General features: G+C 65.7%; 22 protein-coding genes. 15 read left to right on the top strand and 7 right to left on the bottom strand.

Annotated elements, in window-relative coordinates; translation table 11 throughout:
• Positions 1-113 precede the first annotated feature (113 nt).
• The gene (carB, locus tag ACXAGF_RS13480) at positions 114-3,596 is read left to right on the top strand and encodes a carbamoyl-phosphate synthase large subunit (protein ID WP_475017794.1); all 3,483 of its coding nucleotides are present in this window, start codon (positions 114-116) and stop codon (positions 3,594-3,596) included.
• On the opposite strand, the gene ACXAGF_RS13485 is transcribed toward carB, so the two are convergent.
• Positions 3,587-4,435 carry a DMT family transporter gene (locus ACXAGF_RS13485; RefSeq protein ID WP_475017797.1) on the bottom strand — a complete coding sequence of 283 codons (849 nt, stop codon included), beginning with the start codon at positions 4,433-4,435 and terminating at the stop codon, positions 3,587-3,589. The two genes, carB and ACXAGF_RS13485, sit on opposite strands and share 10 nt — an antisense overlap.
• Positions 4,436-4,723: 288 nt before the next feature.
• Between ACXAGF_RS13485 and greA the strand changes: the two genes are divergently transcribed.
• Positions 4,724-5,200 carry a transcription elongation factor GreA gene (greA, locus tag ACXAGF_RS13490; protein ID WP_475019290.1) on the top strand — a complete coding sequence of 159 codons (477 nt, stop codon included), beginning with the start codon at positions 4,724-4,726 and terminating at the stop codon, positions 5,198-5,200.
• Positions 5,201-5,211: 11 nt separating this feature from the next.
• Positions 5,212-6,288 (top strand): glycosyltransferase family 4 protein, encoded by a 1,077-nt coding sequence (locus ACXAGF_RS13495; protein WP_475017798.1) that lies wholly within the window; start codon positions 5,212-5,214, stop codon positions 6,286-6,288.
• A gap of 35 nt (positions 6,289-6,323) precedes the next feature.
• Here ACXAGF_RS13495 and ACXAGF_RS13500 read toward each other — a convergent pair whose 3' ends face one another.
• Both ACXAGF_RS13500 and ACXAGF_RS13505 read right to left on the bottom strand, forming a co-directional pair.
• Entirely contained in the window at positions 6,324-7,220 is an 897-nt protein-coding gene (locus ACXAGF_RS13500) for a glycosyl transferase (RefSeq protein ID WP_475017800.1), read from the bottom strand.
• 4 nt (positions 7,221-7,224) lie between these two features.
• A complete protein-coding gene (locus tag ACXAGF_RS13505) occupies positions 7,225-7,692 on the bottom strand; it encodes an Lrp/AsnC family transcriptional regulator (protein ID WP_475017802.1) in 468 nt (155 codons plus the stop codon).
• Between the two features lie 228 nt (positions 7,693-7,920).
• On the opposite strand from ACXAGF_RS13505, the gene trxB reads away from it, so the two are divergent.
• The 5 genes from trxB to ACXAGF_RS13530 all read left to right on the top strand — a co-directional run bounded on the left by trxB (position 7,921) and on the right by ACXAGF_RS13530 (position 13,063).
• A complete protein-coding gene (gene trxB, locus ACXAGF_RS13510) occupies positions 7,921-8,895 on the top strand; it encodes a thioredoxin-disulfide reductase (RefSeq protein WP_475017803.1) in 975 nt (324 codons plus the stop codon).
• Positions 8,896-9,013: 118 nt separating this feature from the next.
• A complete protein-coding gene (locus tag ACXAGF_RS13515) occupies positions 9,014-9,910 on the top strand; it encodes a LysR family transcriptional regulator VtlR (RefSeq protein ID WP_192246320.1) in 897 nt (298 codons plus the stop codon).
• A 524-nt stretch (positions 9,911-10,434) separates the two neighbouring features.
• A complete protein-coding gene (locus ACXAGF_RS13520) occupies positions 10,435-10,728 on the top strand; it encodes an ArsR/SmtB family transcription factor (protein ID WP_475017805.1) in 294 nt (97 codons plus the stop codon).
• A 52-nt stretch (positions 10,729-10,780) separates the two neighbouring features.
• Positions 10,781-11,899: an alkene reductase gene (locus ACXAGF_RS13525; RefSeq protein ID WP_475017807.1), complete on the top strand. Its 1,119-nt coding sequence runs from the start codon at positions 10,781-10,783 to the stop codon at positions 11,897-11,899.
• Positions 11,900-12,118: 219 nt separating this feature from the next.
• Positions 12,119-13,063, top strand: a complete 945-nt coding sequence (locus tag ACXAGF_RS13530; RefSeq protein WP_475017808.1) for a lytic transglycosylase domain-containing protein — start codon at positions 12,119-12,121, stop codon at positions 13,061-13,063.
• Between the two features lie 198 nt (positions 13,064-13,261).
• Here ACXAGF_RS13530 and ACXAGF_RS13535 read toward each other — a convergent pair whose 3' ends face one another.
• Positions 13,262-14,464, bottom strand: coding sequence for a pyridoxal phosphate-dependent aminotransferase (locus ACXAGF_RS13535; RefSeq protein WP_475017810.1), 1,203 nt, complete (start codon positions 14,462-14,464; stop codon positions 13,262-13,264).
• Positions 14,465-14,760: 296 nt separating this feature from the next.
• Here ACXAGF_RS13535 and ACXAGF_RS13540 point away from each other — a divergent pair, with 296 nt between their 5' ends.
• The 6 genes from ACXAGF_RS13540 (at position 14,761) to ACXAGF_RS13565 (ending at position 19,847) form a co-directional block, all read left to right on the top strand.
• The gene (locus tag ACXAGF_RS13540; RefSeq protein ID WP_475017811.1) at positions 14,761-15,711 is read left to right on the top strand and encodes an EAL domain-containing protein; all 951 of its coding nucleotides are present in this window, start codon (positions 14,761-14,763) and stop codon (positions 15,709-15,711) included.
• A 234-nt stretch (positions 15,712-15,945) separates the two neighbouring features.
• Positions 15,946-16,341 (top strand): hypothetical protein, encoded by a 396-nt coding sequence (locus ACXAGF_RS13545; RefSeq protein ID WP_475017813.1) that lies wholly within the window; start codon positions 15,946-15,948, stop codon positions 16,339-16,341.
• Positions 16,342-16,438: 97 nt separating this feature from the next.
• Positions 16,439-17,599: a PQQ-dependent sugar dehydrogenase gene (locus ACXAGF_RS13550; protein ID WP_475017815.1), complete on the top strand. Its 1,161-nt coding sequence runs from the start codon at positions 16,439-16,441 to the stop codon at positions 17,597-17,599.
• 132 nt (positions 17,600-17,731) lie between these two features.
• On the top strand, positions 17,732-18,631 hold the full coding sequence (locus tag ACXAGF_RS13555; protein WP_475017817.1) for a DMT family transporter: 900 nt from the start codon (positions 17,732-17,734) through the stop codon (positions 18,629-18,631).
• Between the two features lie 453 nt (positions 18,632-19,084).
• Positions 19,085-19,300: a cold-shock protein gene (locus ACXAGF_RS13560; RefSeq protein ID WP_475017819.1), complete on the top strand. Its 216-nt coding sequence runs from the start codon at positions 19,085-19,087 to the stop codon at positions 19,298-19,300.
• Positions 19,301-19,439: 139 nt separating this feature from the next.
• Positions 19,440-19,847, top strand: coding sequence for a BA14K family protein (locus tag ACXAGF_RS13565; RefSeq protein WP_475017821.1), 408 nt, complete (start codon positions 19,440-19,442; stop codon positions 19,845-19,847).
• 77 nt (positions 19,848-19,924) lie between these two features.
• On the opposite strand, the gene ACXAGF_RS13570 is transcribed toward ACXAGF_RS13565, so the two are convergent.
• The 3 genes from ACXAGF_RS13570 to ACXAGF_RS13580 form a co-directional block, all read right to left on the bottom strand.
• Positions 19,925-20,566, bottom strand: coding sequence for an MBL fold metallo-hydrolase (locus tag ACXAGF_RS13570; RefSeq protein WP_475019291.1), 642 nt, complete (start codon positions 20,564-20,566; stop codon positions 19,925-19,927).
• A gap of 117 nt (positions 20,567-20,683) precedes the next feature.
• A complete protein-coding gene (locus tag ACXAGF_RS13575; RefSeq protein WP_475017823.1) occupies positions 20,684-20,812 on the bottom strand; it encodes a hypothetical protein in 129 nt (42 codons plus the stop codon).
• A gap of 123 nt (positions 20,813-20,935) precedes the next feature.
• Positions 20,936-21,436 carry an Lrp/AsnC family transcriptional regulator gene (locus tag ACXAGF_RS13580; protein ID WP_475017825.1) on the bottom strand — a complete coding sequence of 167 codons (501 nt, stop codon included), beginning with the start codon at positions 21,434-21,436 and terminating at the stop codon, positions 20,936-20,938.
• A gap of 94 nt (positions 21,437-21,530) precedes the next feature.
• Here ACXAGF_RS13580 and hppD point away from each other — a divergent pair, with 94 nt between their 5' ends.
• Positions 21,531-22,640 carry a 4-hydroxyphenylpyruvate dioxygenase gene (gene hppD, locus ACXAGF_RS13585; protein WP_475017826.1) on the top strand — a complete coding sequence of 370 codons (1,110 nt, stop codon included), beginning with the start codon at positions 21,531-21,533 and terminating at the stop codon, positions 22,638-22,640.
• Positions 22,641-22,825 lie beyond the last annotated feature (185 nt).

Raw genomic sequence — 22,825 nt, forward strand, 5'->3', positions numbered from 1 at the left:
CCAGCATTTGCCTATAAGCCGCTTCTAGCCTTTAAAGACCAAGCTTTCGCGCCCCGGCCGGTGACCCTCCCACCCTGGCCGGTTTTTCGCGCAGGCAGAAAACGGATAGAGCCATGCCCAAGCGCCACGACATCAAATCGATCCTCATCATCGGCGCGGGGCCGATCGTTATCGGGCAGGCGTGCGAGTTCGACTACTCCGGCACGCAGGCCTGCAAGGCGCTCAAGGAGGAAGGCTACCGGGTCATCCTCGTCAACTCCAACCCGGCGACGATCATGACCGATCCGGGCCTGGCCGACGCGACCTACATCGAACCGATCACGCCGGAAGTGGTCGCCAAGATCATCGCCAAGGAACGCCCGGACGCGCTGCTTCCGACCATGGGCGGCCAGACGGCACTGAACACGGCGCTGTCGCTGAAGCGCATGGGCGTGCTGGACCGCTACAACGTCGAGATGATCGGCGCCAAGCCGGAGGCGATCGACAAGGCCGAGGACCGCGCGCTGTTCCGCGAGGCGATGGCGAAGATCGGGCTGGAGACGCCGCGCTCGATGCTGGCGAACGCGACCGAGATCAAGGACGCGGACCGCAAGATCCACGAGGCCGAACGGACCAAGCTCAAGGGCGAGCTGTCCGGCGACGCTCTCGACAAGGCGCTGGACGCGCTGGAAAATCAGTGGAACCTCGGCGAGACGGACCGCAAGCAGCGCTACATGAGCCATGCCATGGCGATTGCCGCGACCGCGCTCGACGAAATCGGCCTGCCCGCCATCATCCGCCCCTCCTTCACCCTCGGCGGCACCGGCGGCGGCATCGCCTACAACCGTTCCGAGTTCTTCGACATCGTCTCCGGCGGCCTCGACGCCTCGCCGACGACGGAGGTCCTGATCGAGGAGAGCGTGCTCGGCTGGAAGGAGTACGAGATGGAGGTCGTCCGCGACAGGGCGGACAACTGCATCATCATCTGCTCGATCGAGAACATCGACCCGATGGGCGTCCACACCGGTGACTCGATCACGGTGGCGCCGGCGCTGACGCTGACCGACAAGGAATACCAGATCATGCGCAACGCCTCGATCGCGGTGCTGCGCGAGATCGGGGTCGAGACCGGCGGCTCGAACGTGCAGTTCGCCGTCAACCCGAAGAACGGCCGCCTCGTCGTCATCGAGATGAACCCGCGCGTGTCGCGCTCCTCGGCGCTGGCATCCAAGGCCACCGGCTTCCCGATCGCCAAGGTGGCCGCCAAGCTCGCCATCGGCTACACCCTCGACGAATTGGAGAACGACATCACCGGCGGCGCGACCCCGGCGTCGTTCGAGCCGTCGATCGACTACGTCGTCACCAAGATTCCGCGTTTCGCCTTCGAAAAATTCCCCGGCGCCGAGCCGACGCTGACGACCGCGATGAAGTCGGTCGGCGAAGTCATGGCGATCGGCCGCACCTTCGCCGAATCGCTGCAGAAGGCGCTGCGTGGCCTGGAGACGGGCCTGACCGGTCTCGACGAGATCGAGATCCCCGGCTTCGACGAAGGCGACGGCAAGAATGCCGTGCGCGCGGCGATCTCCACCCCCACCCCCGACCGGTTGCGCATGGTGGCGCAGGCGCTGCGCATGGGCTTCACCGCCGAGGAGGTGCACGAGGCCTCCAGGATCGATCCCTGGTTCATCGCCCAGTTCAAGGCGATCGTCGACATGGAGGCGCGCATCCGCGAGCACGGACTGCCGAACGATGCGCAGAACCTGCGCATGCTGAAGGCGATGGGCTTTTCCGACGCGCGCCTTGCCACACTCTCCGGCAAGCGGCCGAAGGAAGTGGCGGAACTGCGCAACGGCCTCGACGTTCGGCCGGTATTCAAGCGCATCGACACCTGCGCCGCCGAGTTCGCCTCGCCGACCGCCTACATGTACTCGACCTACGAGCAGCCGTTTGCCGGCCAGACACGCTCGGAGGCAGGTATTTCCGACCGCAAGAAGGTCGTCATCCTCGGCGGCGGCCCGAACCGGATCGGCCAGGGCATCGAGTTCGACTACTGCTGCTGCCATGCCGCCTTCGCGCTGAAGGACGCCGGCTACGAGGCGATCATGGTCAATTGCAACCCGGAAACCGTCTCGACCGACTACGATACCTCCGACCGCCTCTACTTCGAGCCGCTGACCGCGGAGGACGTCATCGAAATCCTCAAGGCCGAGCAGACCAACGGCACGCTCGTCGGCGTTATCGTTCAGTTCGGTGGCCAGACGCCGCTGAAGCTCGCCGAGGCGCTGGAGAAGAACGGCATCCCGATCCTCGGCACCGCGCCGGACGCGATCGACCTGGCCGAGGATCGCGACCGCTTCCAGAAGCTCCTGCAGAAGCTCGACCTGACCCAGCCGAACAACGGCATCGCCTATTCGGTCGAGCAGGCCCGCCTCGTCGCCGCCGAGATCGGCTTCCCGCTGGTTGTCCGCCCGTCCTACGTGCTCGGCGGCCGCGCCATGCAGATCATCCATTCGGAATCGATGCTGCAGACCTACCTGCTCGACACCGTGCCGGGCCTGGTGCCCGAGGACATCAAGCAGCGCTACCCGAACGACAAGACCGGCCAGATCAACACGCTGCTCGGCAAGAACCCGCTACTGTTCGACAGCTACCTGACCAACGCCGTCGAGGTCGACGTCGATGCGCTGTGTGACGGCGATGAGGTCTTCGTCTCGGGCATCATGGAGCATATCGAGGAGGCCGGCATCCATTCCGGCGACTCCGCCTGCTCGTTGCCGGTGCGGACCCTTTCTTCCGAGATGGTCGACGAACTGGAGCGCCAGACCAAGGCACTGGCCAAGGCGCTCAACGTCGGCGGCCTGATGAATGTCCAGTACGCCATCAAGGACGGCACGATCTACGTGCTGGAGGTGAACCCGCGTGCCTCGCGCACGGTGCCCTTCGTCGCCAAGACCATCGGCGCGCCGATCGCCAAGATCGCCGCCCGCGTCATGGCCGGCGAGAAGCTCGACGCGGCGATCGCGGCCTACGGCCGCAAGCCGGATCCTCGCAACCTGAAGCACATTGCGGTCAAGGAAGCGGTGTTCCCGTTCGCCCGCTTCCCCGGCGTCGACACGCTGCTCGGCCCGGAGATGCGCTCCACCGGCGAGGTGATGGGTCTCGACAGGAGCTTCCCGCTGGCTTTCGCCAAGTCGCAGCTCGGCGCCAATGTCGACCTGCCGCGCGACGGTGCGGTGTTCGTCTCCGTCCGCGACGAGGACAAGGAACGGGTGCTGCCGGCGGTGCGCACGCTGACGGCGATCGGCTTCCAGGTGCTCGCGACCTCGGGCACGGCGCGCTTCCTCGCCGAGCACGGCATCGAGGCGACGAAGGTCAACAAGGTGCAGGAAGGCCGGCCGCACATCGAGGACGCGATCCGCAACCGCCAGGTTCAACTCGTCATCAACACGACGGACGGGTCGAAGGCGATCTCCGACTCCAAGTCGCTGCGCCGCGCCGCGCTGATGCAGAAGGTGCCGTACTACACGACTCTGGCCGGCGCCGTCGCCGCCGCCGAGGCCATCAAGGCGCTCAAGGAAGGCCAGCTCGAGGTTCACCCCCTGCAGAGCTATTTCTGACGGGCGCGGGCCAGGACCGCAACGGCGATGCCGCCGAGCGTGAGAACGGCGGCCGCGACGAAGCGCAAGGTCAGCGCCTCGTCCAGCAGTGCAATGGCACCGGCGGCCGCGATCACCGGCACGCTCAGCTGCACCACTGCCGCTGTGATGGTGCGAAGCTTCGGCAGCGCCCGGTACCAGACGGCGTAGCCGAGGCCGGAAGCCACCGCCCCGGAGGTCGCCGCGAGCGCCGCCCCCGACAGGCTGACATGGCCGTCGACGGCGGCGACGGCGGCGACCGGCACGCAGAAGGCGACGGACCGCACGAAGTTGCCGGCCGTCTCCTGCAGCGGATTGCGTGAGCCGCGCCCGAGCAGGCTGTAGATCCCCCATGCACCACCGGCAGCGATCATCAGCAGGCTGCCCAGCGGATCGGGTGTCCCGACGCCCGGAAGCAGCAGGTAGATGAAGCCCGACAGCGCGACTGCGAGACCGATCAGTTCCAGCCGGTTCGGGCGGACGCCGGAGAAGATGCTCCAGGCCAGCATCGTCGCCTGGACCGCGGCAAACAGGATGAGTGCGCCGGTCGCGGCGCCGAGCAGCAAATAGGCAAGCGAGAACGCCAGCGCATAGGTGAAGAGCGCGGCCGCCGCCGGCCAGGTTCCCGGCAACCGGCCACCGCCCTTGGCGGACAGCGAGGGCCGCACCAGGGCGAAGAGAAACACCGCCCCGGCCACCATGCGGATCGTGGTGTAGCTGCCGGCGTCGATCGAGCCCGAGCCGAGCGCCATTCGGGCCAGCAGCGAATTCGCGGCGAAGGCGATCATGGCCGCCAAGGTCAGCAACGATGTCAGGTGCATGCGCCTCCACCCCGGCAGCAAGGCAGCATCGAGTGCCGCGCGCCGACAGTATTTTCACCGCTCGCCGCACTGTCAACACGTGCTCCTCACGGCTCAGGGAGTTCGCCCGGCCACGCCAGCGAGCAACTTCCAGGCGCGCGCGAATAATCTGGCTTTTCAGCGGCGCTTTCTGCTATAAGCGCCGTTCGAACAGTTCTGCGGGTTCCGGGGTTAGCGCCCCGGAAACCGTTTTATTTTGCGTGCACGCCTGCCGGATGCAGGACAACGCGAGTGGAAGGACAGATGAAAATGGTCGAAAAGGTACCGATGACGCAGGGCGGATTCGTCAAGCTGCAGGAAGAACTGCGCTGGCGCCAGCAGGAGGAGCGCCCGCGAATCATCGAAGCAATTTCCGAGGCGCGCTCGCACGGCGACCTGTCGGAAAATGCCGAATACCACGCCGCCAAGGAAGCGCAGAGCCACAACGAGGGCCGGATCGGCGAACTCGAGGATCTCGTCGCGCGTGCGGAGGTAATCGACCTTTCGAAGATGTCGGGCGACAAGATCAAGTTCGGCGCCAAGGTGAAACTCGTCGACGAGGACACCGAGGAGGAGAAGACCTACCAGATCGTCGGCGACCAGGAAGCCGACGTGAAGGCCGGCCGCATCTCCATTTCCTCGCCGATCGCCCGCGCGCTGATCGGCAAGGAAGTCGGCGATTCGATCGAGGTCAACGCCCCCGGCGGCTCCAAGGCCTACGAGATCCTCGCCGTCACCTGGGGCTGACAGCCCCGCGCATGACCGCCTCCCCGCACAAGGCCGAAGCCGACGTCGACATCGCCGATGTCGACGTCATCGCGCCGAACTTCAAGCGGCGCCTCTCGGGCGTGACCTCCACCATCGTGCAACTGGTGCCGATGCAGCGTGCGCTCGGTCAGCGCGTGGCGACGCTCGGCCCCGGCCTGCCGGCCGACCTGCCCCGCATCCGCTTTCGCGACCTGCTGTCGCTGTGGCGACCGCCGGCCGGCGGCACCCGACGCGTCTGGCACGCCCGGCGCAACACCGAGATGTTGCCGGCCATCGTTCTGCGCGACGTGCTGCGCATGCCGCTGAGGCTTCTGTTCACCTCCGCCGCGCAGCGCAGGCACAGCCGCTACACGAAGCTGCTGATCCGCAGGATGGACGCGGTCATCGCCACCAGCACCCGCTCCGGCTCCTTCCTCGAGGTGCCGCACACCGTCATCCAGCACGGCGTCGACCTGGAGCGCTTTCACCCACCTGGGCCCGACGACAGCCTGGTATCGACCGGCTTGCCGGGCAAGTACCTCGTCGGCTGCTTCGGCCGCGTGCGCCACCAGAAGGGCACCGATCTCTTCGTGCGGTCGATGATCGAACTCCTGCCACGCCACCCCGACTGGACCGCGGTGATCTCCGGCCGCACCACCCCCGAGCACAGGGCCTTTGCCGACGCGCTGAAGGCCGACATTGCCGCCGCCGGCCTCTCCGACCGCATCGTCTTCCTCGGCGAGGTGGACGACATCAGGCCGTGGTACCGGCGCCTGACGCTCTATGTCGCCCCCTCCCGTAACGAAGGGTTCGGGCTGACGCCACTGGAGGCGATGGCCTCGCAGACGGCGGTGGTCACCTCCGACGCCGGCGCCTATGCGGAGATGACGATCGAGGGCGAGACGGGCCTGGTCGTGCCAGCCGGCGACGGTGCCGCGCTGACCAAGGCGGTCGAGCGCTACCTCTCCGACCCCGCCCGCGCCCTTGCGCATGGCGAAAGGGCCCTCCAGCACGTGCGCGCGGCGTTCGACCTGCGAAAGGAAGCAACGGCCGTGGGCGAGATCTATCGGCGGCTGCTGCGCGCCTAGCCGGCACAGCCGCGTTGCCGATGGCGCGACGGGCCTTAACGGATCAGCCGGTCATCGAAGGGAAAGCCCGCGTCGGCGAGCGCCGAGGCCGGCGCGTGATTCACGACCTCCATTCCCTGCTCGAGCGCAACTGCCCGCCCGAGCGCGAGGTTGCCGAGGATGCGGGCCTCTGCCCTGGCGATCCCGGAAAAGGCCGTCTTTCCGGCCGTTTCGTAGAAGCGCGGCTCGCTGGCGTTGCGAATGTCGACGCCGATGAAGCCGATCCTCTTCGGCCGCGCCGCCACGGCGAACTGCAGGGCGGAAACGGCAACCGATCCGCCCTGGAAAACACCGCGGTCCGGATCCAGCGAAAAACCGAAGGCGCCGGTCGCGTCGAAGCGGAGGAAGTCGAGCGCGGCCAGTTGCGCGTGCTTGCGCCGCGGCAGCCCGTACGGCTTGGCGATGTTGTCGATCAGCACGGTGCGCTTGTCCGAAAGCCAGATCGGATCGTGTTCGCAGATCGCGCGCAGGACAGCCACCGAGAAAAAGCACAACTGGCCGGGTGCGATCTTTGCCCGCATCAGCGCGAAGTGACGCCAGACGAACCGCTCGTCCTCGATGGCTACGGCCAGCGGCCGGCCGATCTGCTCGGCGACGAGGTGAATGGCGCCGTTGAGCAGGATCGCGCTGCCGGGCGGCAGCCGCGAGAAGTCGGCCGCGGCGACCGAGGGGCCGGAACCGACGACAAAGGCCGCTCCGCCCGAGACGGTGCGCAGGGCCCCGGCAGGCTCTAGCCTTGCCACACGGCGGCCGCGGTAGAACACCGCCTGTCCTTCCGGCGACTGGCGGATCTTCAGCCCGGGAAACGCATCCTGCGCATGGGCGCGGGAGCCTCCGAGCAAGAGGCGCAGGCCGCGCCCGATGATGGAGCGGATGAGCGGGCGGTCGGCCATCGCCTCATATCTCCACCAGGCCGAGCTTCTTCACCTGGCGGATCGTCAGCATGGTGCGGACGGTGTCGACGTGCTCGTTGGCGGTCAGCACCTCGATGACGAAGTCCTGGAACCGGGTCAGGTTCTCGGCGACGCAATGGAGCAGGAAGTCGCTGTCGCCGGACACCATCCAGGCCTGGCGCACGAGCGGCCACTGTGCCGTCGCGGCAGCGAACGCCTTCAGGTTCGCCTCCGACTGGTGCTTGAGCCCGACCATGCAGAAGGCGACGAGGTCAAAACCGAGCGCGGGGGCGTTCAACATCGCGTGATAGCCCTCGATGATGCCCGCCTCCTCGAGCTTGCGCACCCGCCGCAGGCATGGCGGGGCGGAGATGCCGGCCTTGGCGGCGAGCTCCACATTGGTCATGCGACCGTCGGCCTGCAGTTCTTTGAGAATCTTGATATCGATGGCGTCGAGCTCGGCGCGAAACACGGTTGGCGTCCTGTCCTGTCGTAAAAGGCGCGCATTACCAGAAACGGCCGCCTCGCGTAAGATAGTTGCAGGGTTCGGAACAAAAATGTCACGCCCTGCGGCCTTCCTGTTGGCAAATGCCGCCCCGCCCTTGAATATGATGAGGCTCAACTCATAAATGGGGTTCGAATTCGAGACCGCCCGCCGCAACTGTCACCCGTCGGCGCGCCATGCTAAGGAGTGCAGTGCATGACTGCCCGTCACGTCAAGGTCCTGATCATCGGTTCCGGCCCGGCCGGCTACACCGCCGCCATCTATTCCGCGCGCGCCCTGCTGGAGCCGGTGCTCATCGCCGGCCTGGAGCAGGGCGGCCAGTTGATGATCACCACGGACGTGGAGAATTATCCGGGCTATGCCGAACCGGTGCAGGGCCCGTGGATGATGGACCAGATGCTCAAGCAGGCCGAGCACGTCGGCGCGGAGATCGTCAACGACCTGGTCACGTCGGTCGACCTCGACGTCCGTCCCTTCCGCGTCGAGACCGACAGCGGCAACGTCTGGACGGCGGATTCGCTGATCATCGCCACCGGCGCCAAGGCCAAGTGGCTCGGCATCGAGAGCGAGCACACGTTCCAGGGGTTCGGTGTTTCGGCTTGCGCCACCTGCGACGGCTTCTTCTATCGGAACAAGGACGTGATCGTGGTCGGCGGCGGCAACTCGGCGGTCGAGGAGGCTCTCTATCTCGCCAACCTTGCCAGGTCCGTGACCGTCGTGCATCGCCGCGACGCCTTCCGCGCGGAGAAGATCCTGCAGGAACGCCTGTTCGCCAAGGCCAATGTCAAGGTGGTCTGGGACCACGAGGTGGTGGAGTATCTCGGCACCGAGGCCAAGCCGCCGATGCCCGCCTCGCTCACCGGCGTGCGCCTGCGCAACACCAAGACCGGCGCCACGACCGACATGGCGACCGACGGCGTCTTCGTCGCCATCGGCCATGCGCCGGCGGTGGAGCTCTTCGCCGGCAAGCTGAAGCAGAAGTCGAACGGCTACCTTTGGACCGCGGCCGACTCGACCGCGACCGACGTGCCGGGCGTCTTCGCGGCCGGCGACGTCACCGACGACATCTACCGCCAGGCGGTGACCGCGGCCGGAATGGGCTGCATGGCCGCGCTGGAAGCCGAACGCTACCTTTCAGGGCATATGCCCGTCGCAATTGCGGCCGAATAGAAGCCGCCAGCATCGCGGGGCGGGCACCCGGCCCGCACCTGCGGGCGTGGGAACAGTGATCATCAGCAGCAGGCGGGTAGCCATCGGCTCCCCGCCTTGAGGACTTATGGGGGATAACATGGCGCTCGACTGGGACAAGCTGCGGATATTCCATGCCGCGGCCGAGGCCGGCTCGTTCACACACGCGGCCGACAAGTTGCACCTGTCGCAGTCCGCCATCAGCCGCCAGGTGAGTGCGCTCGAGCAGGATGTCGGCATCAAGCTGTTCCACCGCCACGCCCGCGGCCTGATCCTGACCGAACAGGGGGAAATCCTTTATCGCACCGCGCACGAGGTTCTGATGAAGCTCGAAAGCGTGCGGGTGCAACTGACCGAGACGACGGAAAAGCCGAGCGGCAAGCTCAGGATCACGACGACCGTCGGTCTCGGCCAGGGCTGGCTTACCGACAAGGTCCAGGAGTTCCTCGCGCTCTATCCCGACATGCAGGTCCAGCTCCTGCTGGACAACGAGGAACTGGACGTCAACATGCGTCACGCCGACTGTGCGATCCGGCTACGCGAGCCGCAGCAGTCGGACCTGATCCAGCGCAAGCTGTTCACCGTGCACATGCATGTCTATGCGGCTCCCTCCTACATCAACCGCTATGGCGAACCGCAGTCGATCGACGACCTCGACCATCACAAGATCATCACCTTCGGCGAGCCCGCGCCCAACTACCTGCTTGACGTGAACTGGCTGCAGATCGCCGGCCGCGATTCCGACAATCCGCGTCCGTCGGTGCTGCAGATCAACAGCCTGACCTCGATCAAGCGCGCCTGCCTGCTCGGTATCGGCATCGCCATGCTGCCGGACTACATCGTCGGCCGCGATCCGGGCCTGCTGCAGCTCGTCACCAATGCCGACGTCCCCTCGTTCGACACTTATTTCTGCTATCCGCACGAAATGAAGAACGCAGCAAAGCTGAAGGTCTTCCGCGACTTTATCGTCTCGAAGGCGCGCAACTGGAACTTCTGACGGCGCGCGCGCGACCCTCCCGTGCAGGCGTGCGCAAACTGCATGGCTGGCATGCACATTAAATGATTGATGTATGCTCAAAAAACCAGCATATCGCACGCAGCTGATGCATCTATGGTGGCTTTTTCCTCCCAGTGCCACCGCAGCAGCTGTTCCCCTCTGGAGGTTTTTACCTTCAAAACTATAAAGGGCCCAAGTTCGTCTTGCGGCCCTCTTTTTTTACCTGACTAAATTTTTCCCATTACGCCCACCGATGCGGCAATCTGCTCCCTTGAAAGCCGTCGCGGGCCGCCCCATATCCATTTCAGTCGATGCATCTGGCGGTCTTTCTCCTCCCAGTGCCGCCGCATCGGCTGTTCCCCTCTGGAGGTTTTACCTTCACACCTATAGGGCCCGGGTCGTCACTCGAGGCCCTTTTTTTTACCCATCGCCACGAGCCGGAGCTCACGGCCTTGTGAACTTGTAATTCGGCCAGATGCGATTTATATATCGATGTATCGCGATACAACGAAGCGAGGTGCTCGATGGAAGCTGACGATATCCTCAAGGCGTTGGCGCACCCGGTGCGGGTGCAGATCCTGCAATGGCTGCGCGAGCCGGAGCTGCACTTCAGCGGGCAGGAACATCCGCTCGACATGGGGGTTTGCGCCAGCCAGTTCGAGCGCTGCGGGCTGTCGCAGTCGACGGTCTCGGCACATCTTGCCACGCTGCAGAGGGCCGGCCTCGTCAGCACAAGGCGCGTCGGCCAATGGATCTTCTACAAGCGCAACGAGGAAAATATCGCCGCGTTCCTCCGGCACCTCAACACCACGCTCTGACCCCCCGCCTCCCCCGGGACCGGTCTCCTTCCAAACCGGCAAAGGACTTCCCATGCCTACCCTTTTCGACCCCATCACCACCGGCGACCTCACCCTGAATAGCCGAATCGTCATGGCGCCGCTGACCCGCAACCGCTCGCCGCGCGCCGTGCCGAACACGATGAACGTGGCCTACTACGAGCAGCGCGCCAGCGCCGGACTGCTGATCACCGAGGCAACGCCGGTCTCCCACCAGGGCCAGGGCTATTCGGATGTCCCGGGCCTCTACACGCCCGAGGCACTGGCCGGATGGCGCGAGGTCACCGACGCCGTCCATCGGGCCGGCGGCAAGATCGTCGTGCAGATGTGGCATGTCGGCCGCATCTCGCACACCAGCCTGCAGCCCGGCGGCGGCCAGCCGGTGGCGCCGTCCGCGATCACCGCAAAGTCCAAGACCTATCTGGTCAACGAGGACGGCACCGGCGGCTTTGCCCCGACCTCCGAGCCCCGCGCGCTCGAGGCCTCCGAAATCGCCGGCATCGTCGAGGATTATCGCAAGGCGGCGCGCGCGGCGATCGACGCCGGCTTCGACGGCGTCGAGATCCACGCCGCCAATGGCTACCTGATCGACCAGTTCCTGCGCTCCGGCAGCAACCGGCGCACCGACGCCTATGGCGGTTCGATCGGGAACCGGGCACGTTTCCTGTTCGAGGTCGTCGCAGCGGTCACCGGCGAGATCGGCGCCGGACGCACGGCCATCCGCCTTTCACCGGTGACCCCCTCCAACGACGCCTCCGACCCCGAGCCGCAGCCGCTCTTCAACCACGTGGTCGCCGGCCTGCCAAACGATCTCGCCTACGTTCATGTGGTCGAGGGGGCGACCGGGGGTGCGCGCGACCATCAGCAGGGACCCGTTGCGTTCGACTATGGCGCACTGAAGAACGCCTACCGGGCCAAGGGCGGCAAGGCTGCCTGGATGGTCAACAACGGCTATGACCGCGAACTGGCCATCAGGGCCGTCGAAAGCGGCCACGCCGACCTCGTCGCCTTCGGCAAGCTGTTCATCGCCAACCCGGACCTTGTCGAGCGTCTGCGCGAGAATGCGCCGCTGAACACGCCGGATCAGGCCACCTTCTACGGCGGCGGAGCGACCGGCTACACCGACTATCCGGTCCTCGGCAACGTCGCCTGATCCCGGTCGGGTGGCTGCGGGGCGCAAGCGGCCCAGGTCCGCCGCAGCGCCTCGTCTCCCTCTCCCCGCTTGCGGGGAGAGGGTCGGATACGGATTTGGCCTTGGTCGAACGTCCCGGACTTTCCGATGGCTGCGCAGCGGGAAGCGCGATCGGCTTTCGCCCCTCGCCCGTTCGATGGTATCAAGGATGCTGTGCGGAGACGGAGCGGGGGATGACGGATGTTCGCAGGCAGAAGGCGGTCACTACGCTCAAGCCAGCTTCTCTCCGCCACGGCAGCGGCGCTGCTCGGCTTCTTCCCGTCCTCGCCCGCCCACAGCCAGCCCGAATGGCGCGCCCCTCCCCCCTGCCTGTACGACGCCGAGCTCGGCGACGGCACGCGGCTGTGCGTGCGCCCGGAAACCTACGGACGCGACATCTGCACCGCCATCGAGGGCTTTGCGCGGGCCCATAGCCTTCCCCCGGGCTATTTCGCGCGTCTGATATGGCGCGAGAGCCTGTTCCGGCCCGACGCCGTCAGCCCGAAGGGCGCCGAGGGGATCGCCCAGTTCATGCCCGGCACGGCGCGCTTGCGCGGGCTGAAAAACAGTTTCCACGCCCTGCAGTCGCTGGAGAAGTCCGCCGAATATCTGGCCGACCTGCGCCGGCGCTTCGGCAACCTGGGACTGGCGGCCGCCGCCTACAACGCCGGCGAAGGCAGTCTCTCCACCTTCCTGGCGACGGGCCGCCTGCCCTTCGAGACGCGGGCCTATGTCATGGCCATCACCGCCCATTCCGCGGAGGAGTGGAAGGAGACGCCGCCCGTGCAGCTCGACATCGCGCTCGACAAGGAAAAGCCGTTTCTCCAGGCCTGCATCGCGCTGGCCGACACCCGCCGGCTGAAGGAAGTCTCTCTGCCGCAAGAGGAGAACTGGGCGCCGTGGGGCGTCCAGCTTGCCGCCCACTTCAGCAAGCCGGCCGCCTACAAGATGTTCATGATGGCCGTGGAGCGGCTGCCGGCACCACTTAACAGCGAGAAGCCCTATATCCGCCGCGAGCATAATCCCGGCTTCGGGCACCGGCCGCGCTACGCCGCCCGCATCGGTCGCGAAACGCGCAAGGAAGCCGACGCTCTCTGCAACCGGATCCGCAGCCATGGCGGCGCCTGCATCGTGTTCCGGAATTGACGGCCATTGCCACCGGCCTGCCCCGCGGCCGGCGTCACCTGCGCTCCGGGCCGGAATGCCAGGACAGACAATTCAATGACTTGCGGTGAGTATCGGAATCCGGCCCACAGCGCCTTGAATCAAATTGCGAAGCCCATCGGGCGGCAAGAGACCCGCCGTTGCCGGCGGGCCCGGAAGACGGAGCTAGAGTTCGGACGCCTACTTGCAGGCGGCGCAGAAGCGCTGGATGCGCTTGCAGGCCTCCTCGAGCAGGGCCTCGGAGGTCGCGTAGGAGATGCGGAAGTTCGGCCCGAGGCCGAAGGCCGAGCCGTGGACGACCGCGACGCCCTCTGCCTCGAGAAGCTCGGAGACGAAGTCCTCGTCGGTCTCGATCACCTTGCCCGACGGTGCGGTCTTGCCGATCAGCCCCTTGCACGAGGGATAGACATAGAACGCGCCTTCCGGCGACGGGCACTCGATGCCCTTGGCCTGGTTCAGCATGGAGACGACGAGATCGCGACGGGCCTCGAAGACCTTCTTGTTCTGCGGAATGAAGTCCTGGGTGCCGTTCAGCGCCTCGACGGCCGCCCACTGGGCGATCGAGCAGGCGCCCGAGGTCTGCTGCCCCTGGATCATGTCCATCGCCTTGATCAGGTTGAGCGGGCCGGCGGCGTAGCCGATGCGCCAGCCGGTCATCGCGTAGGCCTTCGAGACGCCGTTCATGGTCAGCGTGCGCTCGTAAAGCCGTGGCTCGATCTCGGCCGGGGTCGCGAACTTGAAGTCGCCATAGGTCAGGTGCTCGTACATGTCGTCGGTCAGGATCCAGACATGCGGGTGCTTCAGCAGCACATCGGTGAGCGCCTTCAGTTCCTCCTGCGAATAGGCCGCGCCGGACGGATTCGACGGCGAGTTGAACACAAGCCACTTCGTCTTCGGCGTGATCGCCCGGTCGAGGTCCGCCGGCGTCAGCTTGAAGCTGTTCGCCTGCGTGGTCGGCACGAATACCGGCGTGCCGCCGCACAGCGCCACCATCTCCGGATAGGACACCCAGTAGGGAGCCGGGATGACGACTTCATCACCCGGATTCAGCGTCGCCATGAAGGCGTTGAAAAGAATCTGCTTTCCGCCGGTGCCGACGATCACCTGGGCGGGCGTGTAGTCGAGGTTGTTCTCGCGCTTGAATTTCTTGACGATCGCCTCGCGCAGTTCCGGAATGCCGGCAACGGGCGTGTACTTCGTCTCGCCCCGGTTGATCGCTTCGATCGCGGCCTGCTTGATGTTGAGCGGCGTGTCGAAATCCGGCTCGCCCGCCCCGAGGCCTATGACGTCGCGACCCTTGGCTTTCAGGTCGCGTGCCTTCTGCGAGACAGCGATGGTGGCGGAGGGCTTCACACGGGAAAGGGCATCGGCAAGAAAGGCCATGGTCGGGTTCCAGTTCGGGTTCAAGGACGGCGTGGCACCATGGGCCGTCGGGGTCCCAAGGCGCTAGGTCTATGGCCAAAACGTGCCGGTCTTGCAAGGCTCGGCACCTAAAAAAGCATGCCCGGGCCTTCAATCGCGGCCAACATGAAAAGGTTTCATCGACGCCATCACCATCAGGAATGGACGACGCTCCGAAAGATCGGCCGAAGTGCCGGCGAATGATCGGTCGGTCGGCATTCTAGCGGTCTCCTTAAATCCCGATTCACCGCTGCGACGCTACAGTCGAAACACGTCCGGTGGCACCGCCGGGCGCTTCGGAAGACCACATGACAGACAGCATATTCACCCACCTCTCCCGGAATGCCGACGGCAGCGTATCGGCCGTCCTCGGATCCTACCTGCTGCAATCCGCGTTCCAGCCGATCCTGCGCGAAACCGCCGAAGGCGTGCTCGAACTCGAAGCCGTCGAGGGCTGCCTGCGCGCCAGCCAGGACGGCCGTCCCGTCGACCCGTGCGAAGTCCTGGCGCCGGAAGCTGGAGCCGACCGCGCGTTGCAAGACAGCCTGTGCCGCAGCCTGCACATTCTCAACGCCGGTGCGTTGGCCAGCAGAGACGTGGTGCTGTTGGTGAACGCTCGGCCGGGACTGTTCGGCTTCTCTTCCACGGCGAGCCGCGAAGTCGATCGCATGTGCCATGCCGCGCGGGAAGCGAATCTGCCCCCGGCGCGGATCGCCTGCGCGATCGCCGAGGTCCCCGATGCGGACCCGGCGCTGGCCACGCGGTTCGCCGCGCAACTGCGCGAAGCAGGCTTTCTCGTGGCGATCGACGGCTATTCGGCGACTGAAGGCGATCTCGAGCGGCAGTCGCGCCTGCGTCCGGGCCTGCTGAAATTCGATCCGCACTGGGTGCAGCGCTTCGCCGGCAGCACGGCCGGGACCGCCCTCTTGCGGGTGATCGTCGCCCGGTTCGAGCGTGAGGGGATCCGTCCCATCGTCCCGGGCATCGCCTCGCCCCGCCAGGTGGAATTGTGCCGCGAGATCGGGCTGCCGCTGATGCAGGGCGATCTTCTGGCCCAGGCGGAGACCAGGCTTTCCGCACTCGATCGCGCGTTTTCGCCAACACCGGCGCGGCGATCGCCCGGTCCGATGCCGGCGACGCCGGCAGACGCGATCCGCGCCGCCCGGCTCGCCCTGGAGGGTGTGTCGGGCGCCAGCACCTTGCGCACTGCGCCGCGCGGCAGCAGATGACGCCGGCGTCCCAGAAAAGCTCGCGGGACCCCGGCACGGCCAGATTGCTAAACGTCCGGGACGATTGATCTATTCGATCAAATCCGCGCCTAAGATATTTTTCTGCAACCGCCACGATTTCACCACAACAACTGTCGGCCGGTGCCGCATTTCGGTCCCCGTCGCGCCGCCATCGGCGTGCCTTTTACCCCGACAAGGCGCCAAGCCGGACGGAGTGAGACAAGGGAGCGGGAGATGTTTTTCGACGACGAGAAGGCCAGGAACGACCGGCGGCGGGATCGCCGTGCCGTCCTGTACATCACGGCAACGGCGCTGGCAGCCTGCGTCCTGATGATCGTCGGCCTGCTGAACACGGCCCATGCCCAACCTTTCGATCACGGCCGCATGATCCTTGAGGGCGAGATCGGAGCGACGCCGATCGTGCTCGACCTCGATCACGGCGGCCGGGCTCTCGACCCGACCGTCACCCATGCCACGAAGACGGCGTCCGCCGGCGACGCGTCGGTGGACCGGCGGCTAGCAGCGGGGATCGCACTGGCGTCGCTGGTCACGGTGGCAGGGGTGAGCCAGTTGCTCGCCGGCAGCGACGAGCGAAGTGACGCGCCGGCGCCCTGGCGCAGCGAGGCCTGACCGGCGTACACGTTTTCGCGAGGCATGGCACCACGAACGACAGACCTCTTGAAAACGCATGCCTCCCACTTCAGGTATGGCGCAGTGGGAGAACGACATGTGGACTGGCGTTTTATCGAGACTGCCGAGCGGTGCGAAAGCTGCGGCCTTGGCGTGGCTGCTGCTACCGTCGCCCGGACTGGCGGAGACGAAGGAACATCCGAGCCAGAAGGTGCTCCTTTGGGTCGAGCCTGTGGCCACGGGCCTCAACCATCCCTGGTCCGTCGAAGTGCTGCCGGATGGCGCCTACATTGTCACCGAGCGGCCGGGTACGTTGCGCATCATCCGCAACGGTAACCTCTCCGCCCCGATCAGGGGCGTCCCGCGCGTGGCCGCCCGCGGCCAGGGCGGCCTTCTCGACGTTGCGCTGGCGCCGGATTTCGCCACCAGCCGAACGCTGTACCTGACCTATAGCGCGCCCGGCCGCGAGGGCGCCGGAACCGCCGTCGCCCGCGCCAGGCTTTCAGCCGACGAGCAGAGCCTGGAGGAGGTCCAGCGCATCTTTGCCATGAGCAGGTTCACCGGCAGGGGCCAACACTTCGGCTCCCGCATCGCCATCGCGCCGGACGGCAGCCTGTTTTTCGGCATCGGAGACCGGGGCGAGCGCGACCGTGCGCAAAATCCTCGGGATCATGCGGGCTCGGTCCTGCACATCGGTCCCGATGGCGGCATCCCCGGCAGCAACCCTCACGCCGGCGACAGCGGCGGGTTGCCGGAGATCTGGTCGAAGGGCCATCGAAATCCGCAAGGCATCGCCATCGACCCCAGGGACGGCAGGCTCGTCACCGTCGAGCATGGCGCGCGCGGCGGCGACGAGGTCAACTATCCCCTGCCCGGCCGCAACTACGGCTGGCCGGTGATCACCTACGGCAAGGACTACTCGGGCGCCGAAATCGGCGAAGGCACCAGCAAGGAGGGATACGAGCAACCGGCCTACTACTGGGACCCGTCCATCGCCCCCGGCGCGATCGCCGTCTATCGCGGCGCGATGTTCCCCGAATGGGACGGCGACCTTCTGGTCGCGGCGCTGAAATACCAGATGCTGGTGCGCCTCGAACGCGACGAGACCGGCGCCGTCCTCGGCGAGGAGCGGCTGTTCGACGGCGACTTCGGCCGCCTGCGCGACGTCAAGGTGGCCCCCGACGGCTCGGTGCTGCTGGTGACGGACGAGGACGACGGTCAGTTGCTGCGCGTCCACCGGGCCCCCTCGTCGCAGTAGCCGACCGGCCAGCCTGCACCCCAGCGTCTGGTCGCGATCGCCCCTGGCCCGGCAAGATCCGCCGGGGCTTGCCCGGAAATCGCGCACCTGCTAACGGTCGGCCCTCGCATTTCTTCCCGTTCGAGGTCTGTCATGTCGCGTCTCCAGGCGAACGTCCTTCTGTTGCTCGCCGGTGCCATCTGGGGAGCGGGCTTCATCGCCCAGTCGACGGCGATGGAGACGCTGGGGCCGATCTGGTTCATCGGCCTGCGGTTCGCCGTGGCGACGCTGGTCGCCCTGCCCTTTGCGCTGGCCGAAAGGAAGCGCTCCGCTGCGCCGGTTCGGCGCGGCGACGGTTTGGGCTTCCTCGTCACGGGCGTGGCGCTGTTTGCCGCGGCGGCCTCGCAGCAGGTCGGGCTGTTGACCACCTCGGTGACCAATTCGGGCTTCCTGACCGGCCTCTACGTCGTCTTTACGCCGATCCTGACGACCGTGGTGCTGCGCAGGCAGCCGCACTGGATCATCTGGCCGGCCGCGGCGATGGCCACCGGCGGCATCTTCCTTCTCAGCGGCGGGGCGTTCGCGGCCCTGACGAGCGGGGATCTGCTCACAATCCTGTGCGCGCTGCTCTGGTCGGTCCAGATGATCTGCGTCGGCGCCTTTGCCGGCCGCTCCGGCCGTCCGCTGGCCCTGTCGGTCGTGCAGTTCGCGGTCTGCGCCGTGCTCGGCTGCGCCGTCGGCGCGCTGGTCGAGCCGGTCAGCCTTGCCGCAATCGAGGGCGCGCTCCCCGAGATCCTCTATGCCGGCTTCTTCTCGAGCGGGCTCGCCTTCATCTGCCAGAACATTGCCCAGCGCTATACGACCGCGCCGCAGGCGGCGATCTTCCTGTCAAGCGAGGCGCTGTTTGCGGCACTCTTCGGCGTGGTCCTGCTTGGCGAGAGCATCAGCTCGGCCGGCTATGCCGGATGCGCCATCATCTTCGTCGCCATGCTGGCGACGGAACTGGTGCCCGAACTGCAAAACCGGAAGGAACGGCGGACTGCCACCGCCTGATCGGCGCGTTGCTGAACATGCAAATGACCGCTCGGCCTGTATCAGCGCCCGCGCTTGGCTATAGGCTCCGGATTCCTCAATATAAATCGTACAATAGCCCTGAATCTGTCCCGGAATGCTGCAACCTTTTTCGGCATCCGCCCGAAAATTGGCTAATGTCAGCGGCCATATGAGCAGATTGAAACTTTTGCTTGCCAATTCAATACAAACACAGCAATCTTCCGCTGTTCGGGCAATTTGCGAACATGGGAAGACCTTGAATAATAGCGCGCCGGAGACGCGAGAAAAATTCCGGGCAGCCGTGCTGATGCGTCCCGCGGGACGCCAGGTGGCTGGCTGCGGTAAAACAGGACCCTTTCCTCACATCGGAACTGCCTGCCTCACGCCCCTCGGGGCAAACCGGAAATGCTGCCCGCCGCCAAACTATCGGGCAGAGAGAAAAGGACCTGACGCATGGCCGAAACTGGCACTGTAAAATTCTTCAACACCGAAAAGGGCTTCGGGTTTATCAAGCCCGATAGCGGTGGTGCGGACATCTTCGTACATATCTCCGCCGTACAGGCTTCCGGCCTGAGCGGCCTTTCTGAGAACCAGAAAGTAAGCTTCGAGACCGAACCCGATCGTCGCGGCAAGGGACCGAAGGCGGTCAACCTGCAGATCGCCGGCTGAGGCGCTCCCGGCAGATCGAGCAATGCAAACCCGGCATTCGTGCCGGGTTCTTTTTTGTTCAGGCCGCATTCAGCCAGCGGACCCTAGTCTCTCGAACATCAGAGGCCGACGATCCGGCCGACACGAGGGACACACAAAAATGAACTTCTTGCGAACAGTTGTCCTGGCAGCAGCGGTCGTTGCGACCCCGCTGACCACCTTTGCCACGGCCGAGGCCGGCGACCGCTACTATCGGCACCACAAGCACCGCAACAACAACAGCGACGCCTGGGTTGCCGGCGCAGCGGGCCTCGCCGCCGGCGTGATCGTCGGCACGGCGATCGCCAACAACAACGCCTACTACGCGCCCGCGCCACGTCGGGTCTACGTCGAGCCGGACTACTATCCGGTCCGCCGGGTCTACCGCCGCCCCGTCGTGGTCGGCAGCTACGAGCCGTGGAGCCCGGAATGGTACCGCTTCTGCGCGGACACCTACCGCTCGTTCAACCCGCGCTCGGGCACCTTCCGAGGCTATGACGGCCGCGACCACTTCTGCGTCGCTGGCTGAACCGACCACCCAATAGCGACATGACGGCGGACGGGACCATCCCGTCCGCCTTTCGATTTGGCGGACGAAGATGGCGGCTAGATGCCACGCAGGAACGGGTTGGTCAGGCGCTCCTCGCCGATCTTGCCGCCCGGTCCGTGCCCGCAGATGAAGCCGACGTCGTCGCCGAGCGGCAGCACCTTGTCGCGGATCGATTCCAGCAGCACCCTCTCGCTGCCACCGGGCAGGTCGGTGCGGCCGACGGAACCGCGAAACAGCACGTCGCCGAGATGGGCGAAGTTCTGCGCACGGTTGAAGTAGATGACGTGGCCGGGCGCATGGCCGGGCGTGTGGTAGACCTCGAACTCGTGATCGCCGAAGCGAACGCGGTCGCCGTCCTGCAGCCAACGATCCGGCACGACGTTTTGCGCCTTCATCGGAACGCCGAACTTTTCCGCCTGGGTCTCCAGCCGCTCCAGCAGCGGCAGATCGTCCTTGTGCGGGCCGACGATCTCGAGGCCGAGCGCCTCCTTCAGTTCCTTCGCCCCGCCGGCGTGATCGATGTGCCCGTGGGTGAGCCAGATCGCCTTCAGCACGATGCCGTTCTGCTTCACCACATCGAGAATGGTGTCGACGTCGCCGCCGGGGTCGACGACAACGCCCTCCTTGGTGTCGCTGTCAAACAGGATCGTGCAGTTCTGCTGGAAAGGGGTGACGGGGATGATTCCCGCCTGAAGCATGGCCATGAAGTCCTCGCTGGGAATTGCTCGCAGCTCCGCTTATAGAGCCTCGCGCGCCCCGGCGCCACGCTTCGCCGGTCGAAAACCGAACGAAACGGAAGAACTCCGCGGGCCGGGTTACGGCATCGGTGCCACGGTGGAAAGCAGCAGCGCCGTGACCGCGATGTTGGCGGCAACGTAGGTGTACACAACGGCACGCAGGCGGGTTGCTACGGTGGCCGTGTCGGCAAGTGTCTTGTTCGGCATTGTACTTCCCTCGGGCCCGATGGCCGGTTCGGTTGCACACTTGCACCCTACAACGGCGCATCCCGCTGTTCTGTTCCTTCGGGAACACGGACGGACGCTGCGATCTATTCGCTGACGATCCGCCTACACCGGCAGCGCCGTGGTCTCCTTGAGCGTATCAAGCACGATTGCTGTCTTCACGTGCGAGACCGACTCGTGCGGCAGCAGCACGTCGTTGACGAAGGCCGACAGCGCCTTGAGGTTGGGCACGACGACCTTGATGATGTAGTCCATCTCGCCGGTCAGGGCGAACGCCTCCAGAACTTCCGGAAGGTGCGAGATCAGACGGGCGAAGCGCTGCGCGTTGTCACGATTGTGGGTTGCGAGGGTCACCGTGACGATGATGACGATGCCGAGGTCCAGCTTCTCGCGGTCCAGTTCTGCGCGGTAGGCACGGATGATGCCCTCGTCCTCCAGCCGTGCCCGCCGCCGCGAGCATTGCGACGGCGACAGGTTGATGCGCTCGGACAGCTCGTTGTTCGTCAGCCGCGCGTCCTGCTGCAGCAGCGCCAGCAATTTCCGGTCGAAGGCATCCAGATGCACGATTTTCCCTCCAAAGACATGAACTTCGCATGATTTGGTCATATATGAACCGATCGGCACTCTTTATGCAAACATCGTGCGGCGAATGCGGTGCATACTTGCATCACGCTCGAATACACCTCCGGAGGAGAACGCCATGGGACCTTTCCCGCATGATGCACCGCCAGCCGAGATCACGACCACGAACCCGGCCGGCACGGACGGCTTCGAGTTCGTCGAGTTCGCCCACCCCGAGCCGGAGAAGCTGGCGGAGCTGTTCGCGAAGATGGGCTATGTCCGGGTCGCCAGGCACCGGAGCAAGGACATCTCGGTCTGGCGTCAGGGTGACATCAACTACATTCTCAACGCCGAGAAGGGCTCCTTCGCCGATCGCTTCGTCGAAAAGCACGGTCCCTGCGCCCCCTCCATGGCCTGGCGCGTCGTCGATGCCGCACACGCCCTGAAGCATGCCGTGTCGATGGGCGCGGAGGAGTATACCGGCACTGACAAGTGCATCGACGCCCCGGCGATCGTCGGCATCGGCGGCTCGCTGCTCTATTTCGTCGACTGCTACGGGGAGAAGGGATCGGCCTATGACGCCGAGTTCGAATGGCTCGGCGCGCGCGATCCCAAGCCGGTCGGCGTCGGATTCTACTATCTCGACCACCTCACCCACAACGTCTTCCGCGGAAACATGGACAAGTGGTGGGCCTTCTACCGGGAGCTTTTCAATTTCCGCCAGATCCACTTCTTTGACATCGCCGGAAAGATGAGCGGGCTGGTCTCGCGCGCCATCACCTCGCCCTGTGGCAAGATCCGCATCCCGCTGAACGAGTCGACCGACGACAAGAGCCAGATCGAGGAATATCTGCGCAAGTACAACGGCGAAGGCATTCAGCACATTGCGGTCGGCACGGACGAGATCTACGACGCCACCGACAAGCTGGCCGGAAACGGGCTGCGCTTCATGCCCGGACCGCCGGATACCTATTACGAGAGGTCGCAGGAGCGCGTGAGCGGCCATGAGGAGCCGATCGAGCGCCTAAGGAAACATGGCATCCTGATCGATGGCGAAGGCGTGGTGGACGGCGGCATGACGAAGATCCTGCTGCAGATCTTCTCCAAGACCGTGATCGGCCCGATCTTCTTCGAGTTCATCCAGCGCAAGGGCGACGAGGGTTTCGGCGAGGGCAACTTCAAGGCGCTGTTCGAGTCGATCGAGGAAGACCAGATCCGCCGCGGCGTGTTCAGCGACGCGGCCGAATAGGGTGCGGCGTCGGCCGTTCAACGGCCGGACGGTTTCGGCGGCCCGGCTTCGGGCCGCTTTTGCGTTGCAGCACAGGTTCCGGTGGGCAACCTCCCGGCGAAATTGACAGATGCCATTGCGGCAACCACGCTGGCCCGGTCGAGAGTCTCGGCCCTGGCGATTCGGCCGCGACGGATGCACGGCCG

This window comes from Mycoplana sp. ABR4_002 (assembly GCF_056159645.1).

Coding starts and splice junctions, on each gene's coding strand:
- carB (WP_475017794.1), top strand. CDS start 114: ATGCCCAAGCGCCACGACATCAAATCGATCCTCATCATCGGCGCGGGG.
- greA (WP_475019290.1), top strand. CDS start 4,724: ATGGTCGAAAAGGTACCGATGACGCAGGGCGGATTCGTCAAGCTGCAG.
- ACXAGF_RS13500 (WP_475017800.1), bottom strand. CDS start 7,220: ATGGCCGACCGCCCGCTCATCCGCTCCATCATCGGGCGCGGCCTGCGC.
- ACXAGF_RS13575 (WP_475017823.1), bottom strand. CDS start 20,812: ATGCCGAACAAGACACTTGCCGACACGGCCACCGTAGCAACCCGCCTG.
- ACXAGF_RS13580 (WP_475017825.1), bottom strand. CDS start 21,436: ATGACCAAATCATGCGAAGTTCATGTCTTTGGAGGGAAAATCGTGCAT.
- ACXAGF_RS13560 (WP_475017819.1), top strand. CDS start 19,085: ATGGCCGAAACTGGCACTGTAAAATTCTTCAACACCGAAAAGGGCTTC.
- ACXAGF_RS13535 (WP_475017810.1), bottom strand. CDS start 14,464: ATGGCCTTTCTTGCCGATGCCCTTTCCCGTGTGAAGCCCTCCGCCACC.
- ACXAGF_RS13485 (WP_475017797.1), bottom strand. CDS start 4,435: ATGCACCTGACATCGTTGCTGACCTTGGCGGCCATGATCGCCTTCGCC.
- ACXAGF_RS13515 (WP_192246320.1), top strand. CDS start 9,014: ATGGCGCTCGACTGGGACAAGCTGCGGATATTCCATGCCGCGGCCGAG.
- ACXAGF_RS13530 (WP_475017808.1), top strand. CDS start 12,119: ATGTTCGCAGGCAGAAGGCGGTCACTACGCTCAAGCCAGCTTCTCTCC.
- trxB (WP_475017803.1), top strand. CDS start 7,921: ATGACTGCCCGTCACGTCAAGGTCCTGATCATCGGTTCCGGCCCGGCC.
- hppD (WP_475017826.1), top strand. CDS start 21,531: ATGGGACCTTTCCCGCATGATGCACCGCCAGCCGAGATCACGACCACG.
- ACXAGF_RS13520 (WP_475017805.1), top strand. CDS start 10,435: ATGGAAGCTGACGATATCCTCAAGGCGTTGGCGCACCCGGTGCGGGTG.
- ACXAGF_RS13555 (WP_475017817.1), top strand. CDS start 17,732: ATGTCGCGTCTCCAGGCGAACGTCCTTCTGTTGCTCGCCGGTGCCATC.
- ACXAGF_RS13550 (WP_475017815.1), top strand. CDS start 16,439: ATGTGGACTGGCGTTTTATCGAGACTGCCGAGCGGTGCGAAAGCTGCG.
- ACXAGF_RS13570 (WP_475019291.1), bottom strand. CDS start 20,566: ATGCTTCAGGCGGGAATCATCCCCGTCACCCCTTTCCAGCAGAACTGC.
- ACXAGF_RS13565 (WP_475017821.1), top strand. CDS start 19,440: ATGAACTTCTTGCGAACAGTTGTCCTGGCAGCAGCGGTCGTTGCGACC.
- ACXAGF_RS13545 (WP_475017813.1), top strand. CDS start 15,946: ATGTTTTTCGACGACGAGAAGGCCAGGAACGACCGGCGGCGGGATCGC.
- ACXAGF_RS13525 (WP_475017807.1), top strand. CDS start 10,781: ATGCCTACCCTTTTCGACCCCATCACCACCGGCGACCTCACCCTGAAT.
- ACXAGF_RS13495 (WP_475017798.1), top strand. CDS start 5,212: ATGACCGCCTCCCCGCACAAGGCCGAAGCCGACGTCGACATCGCCGAT.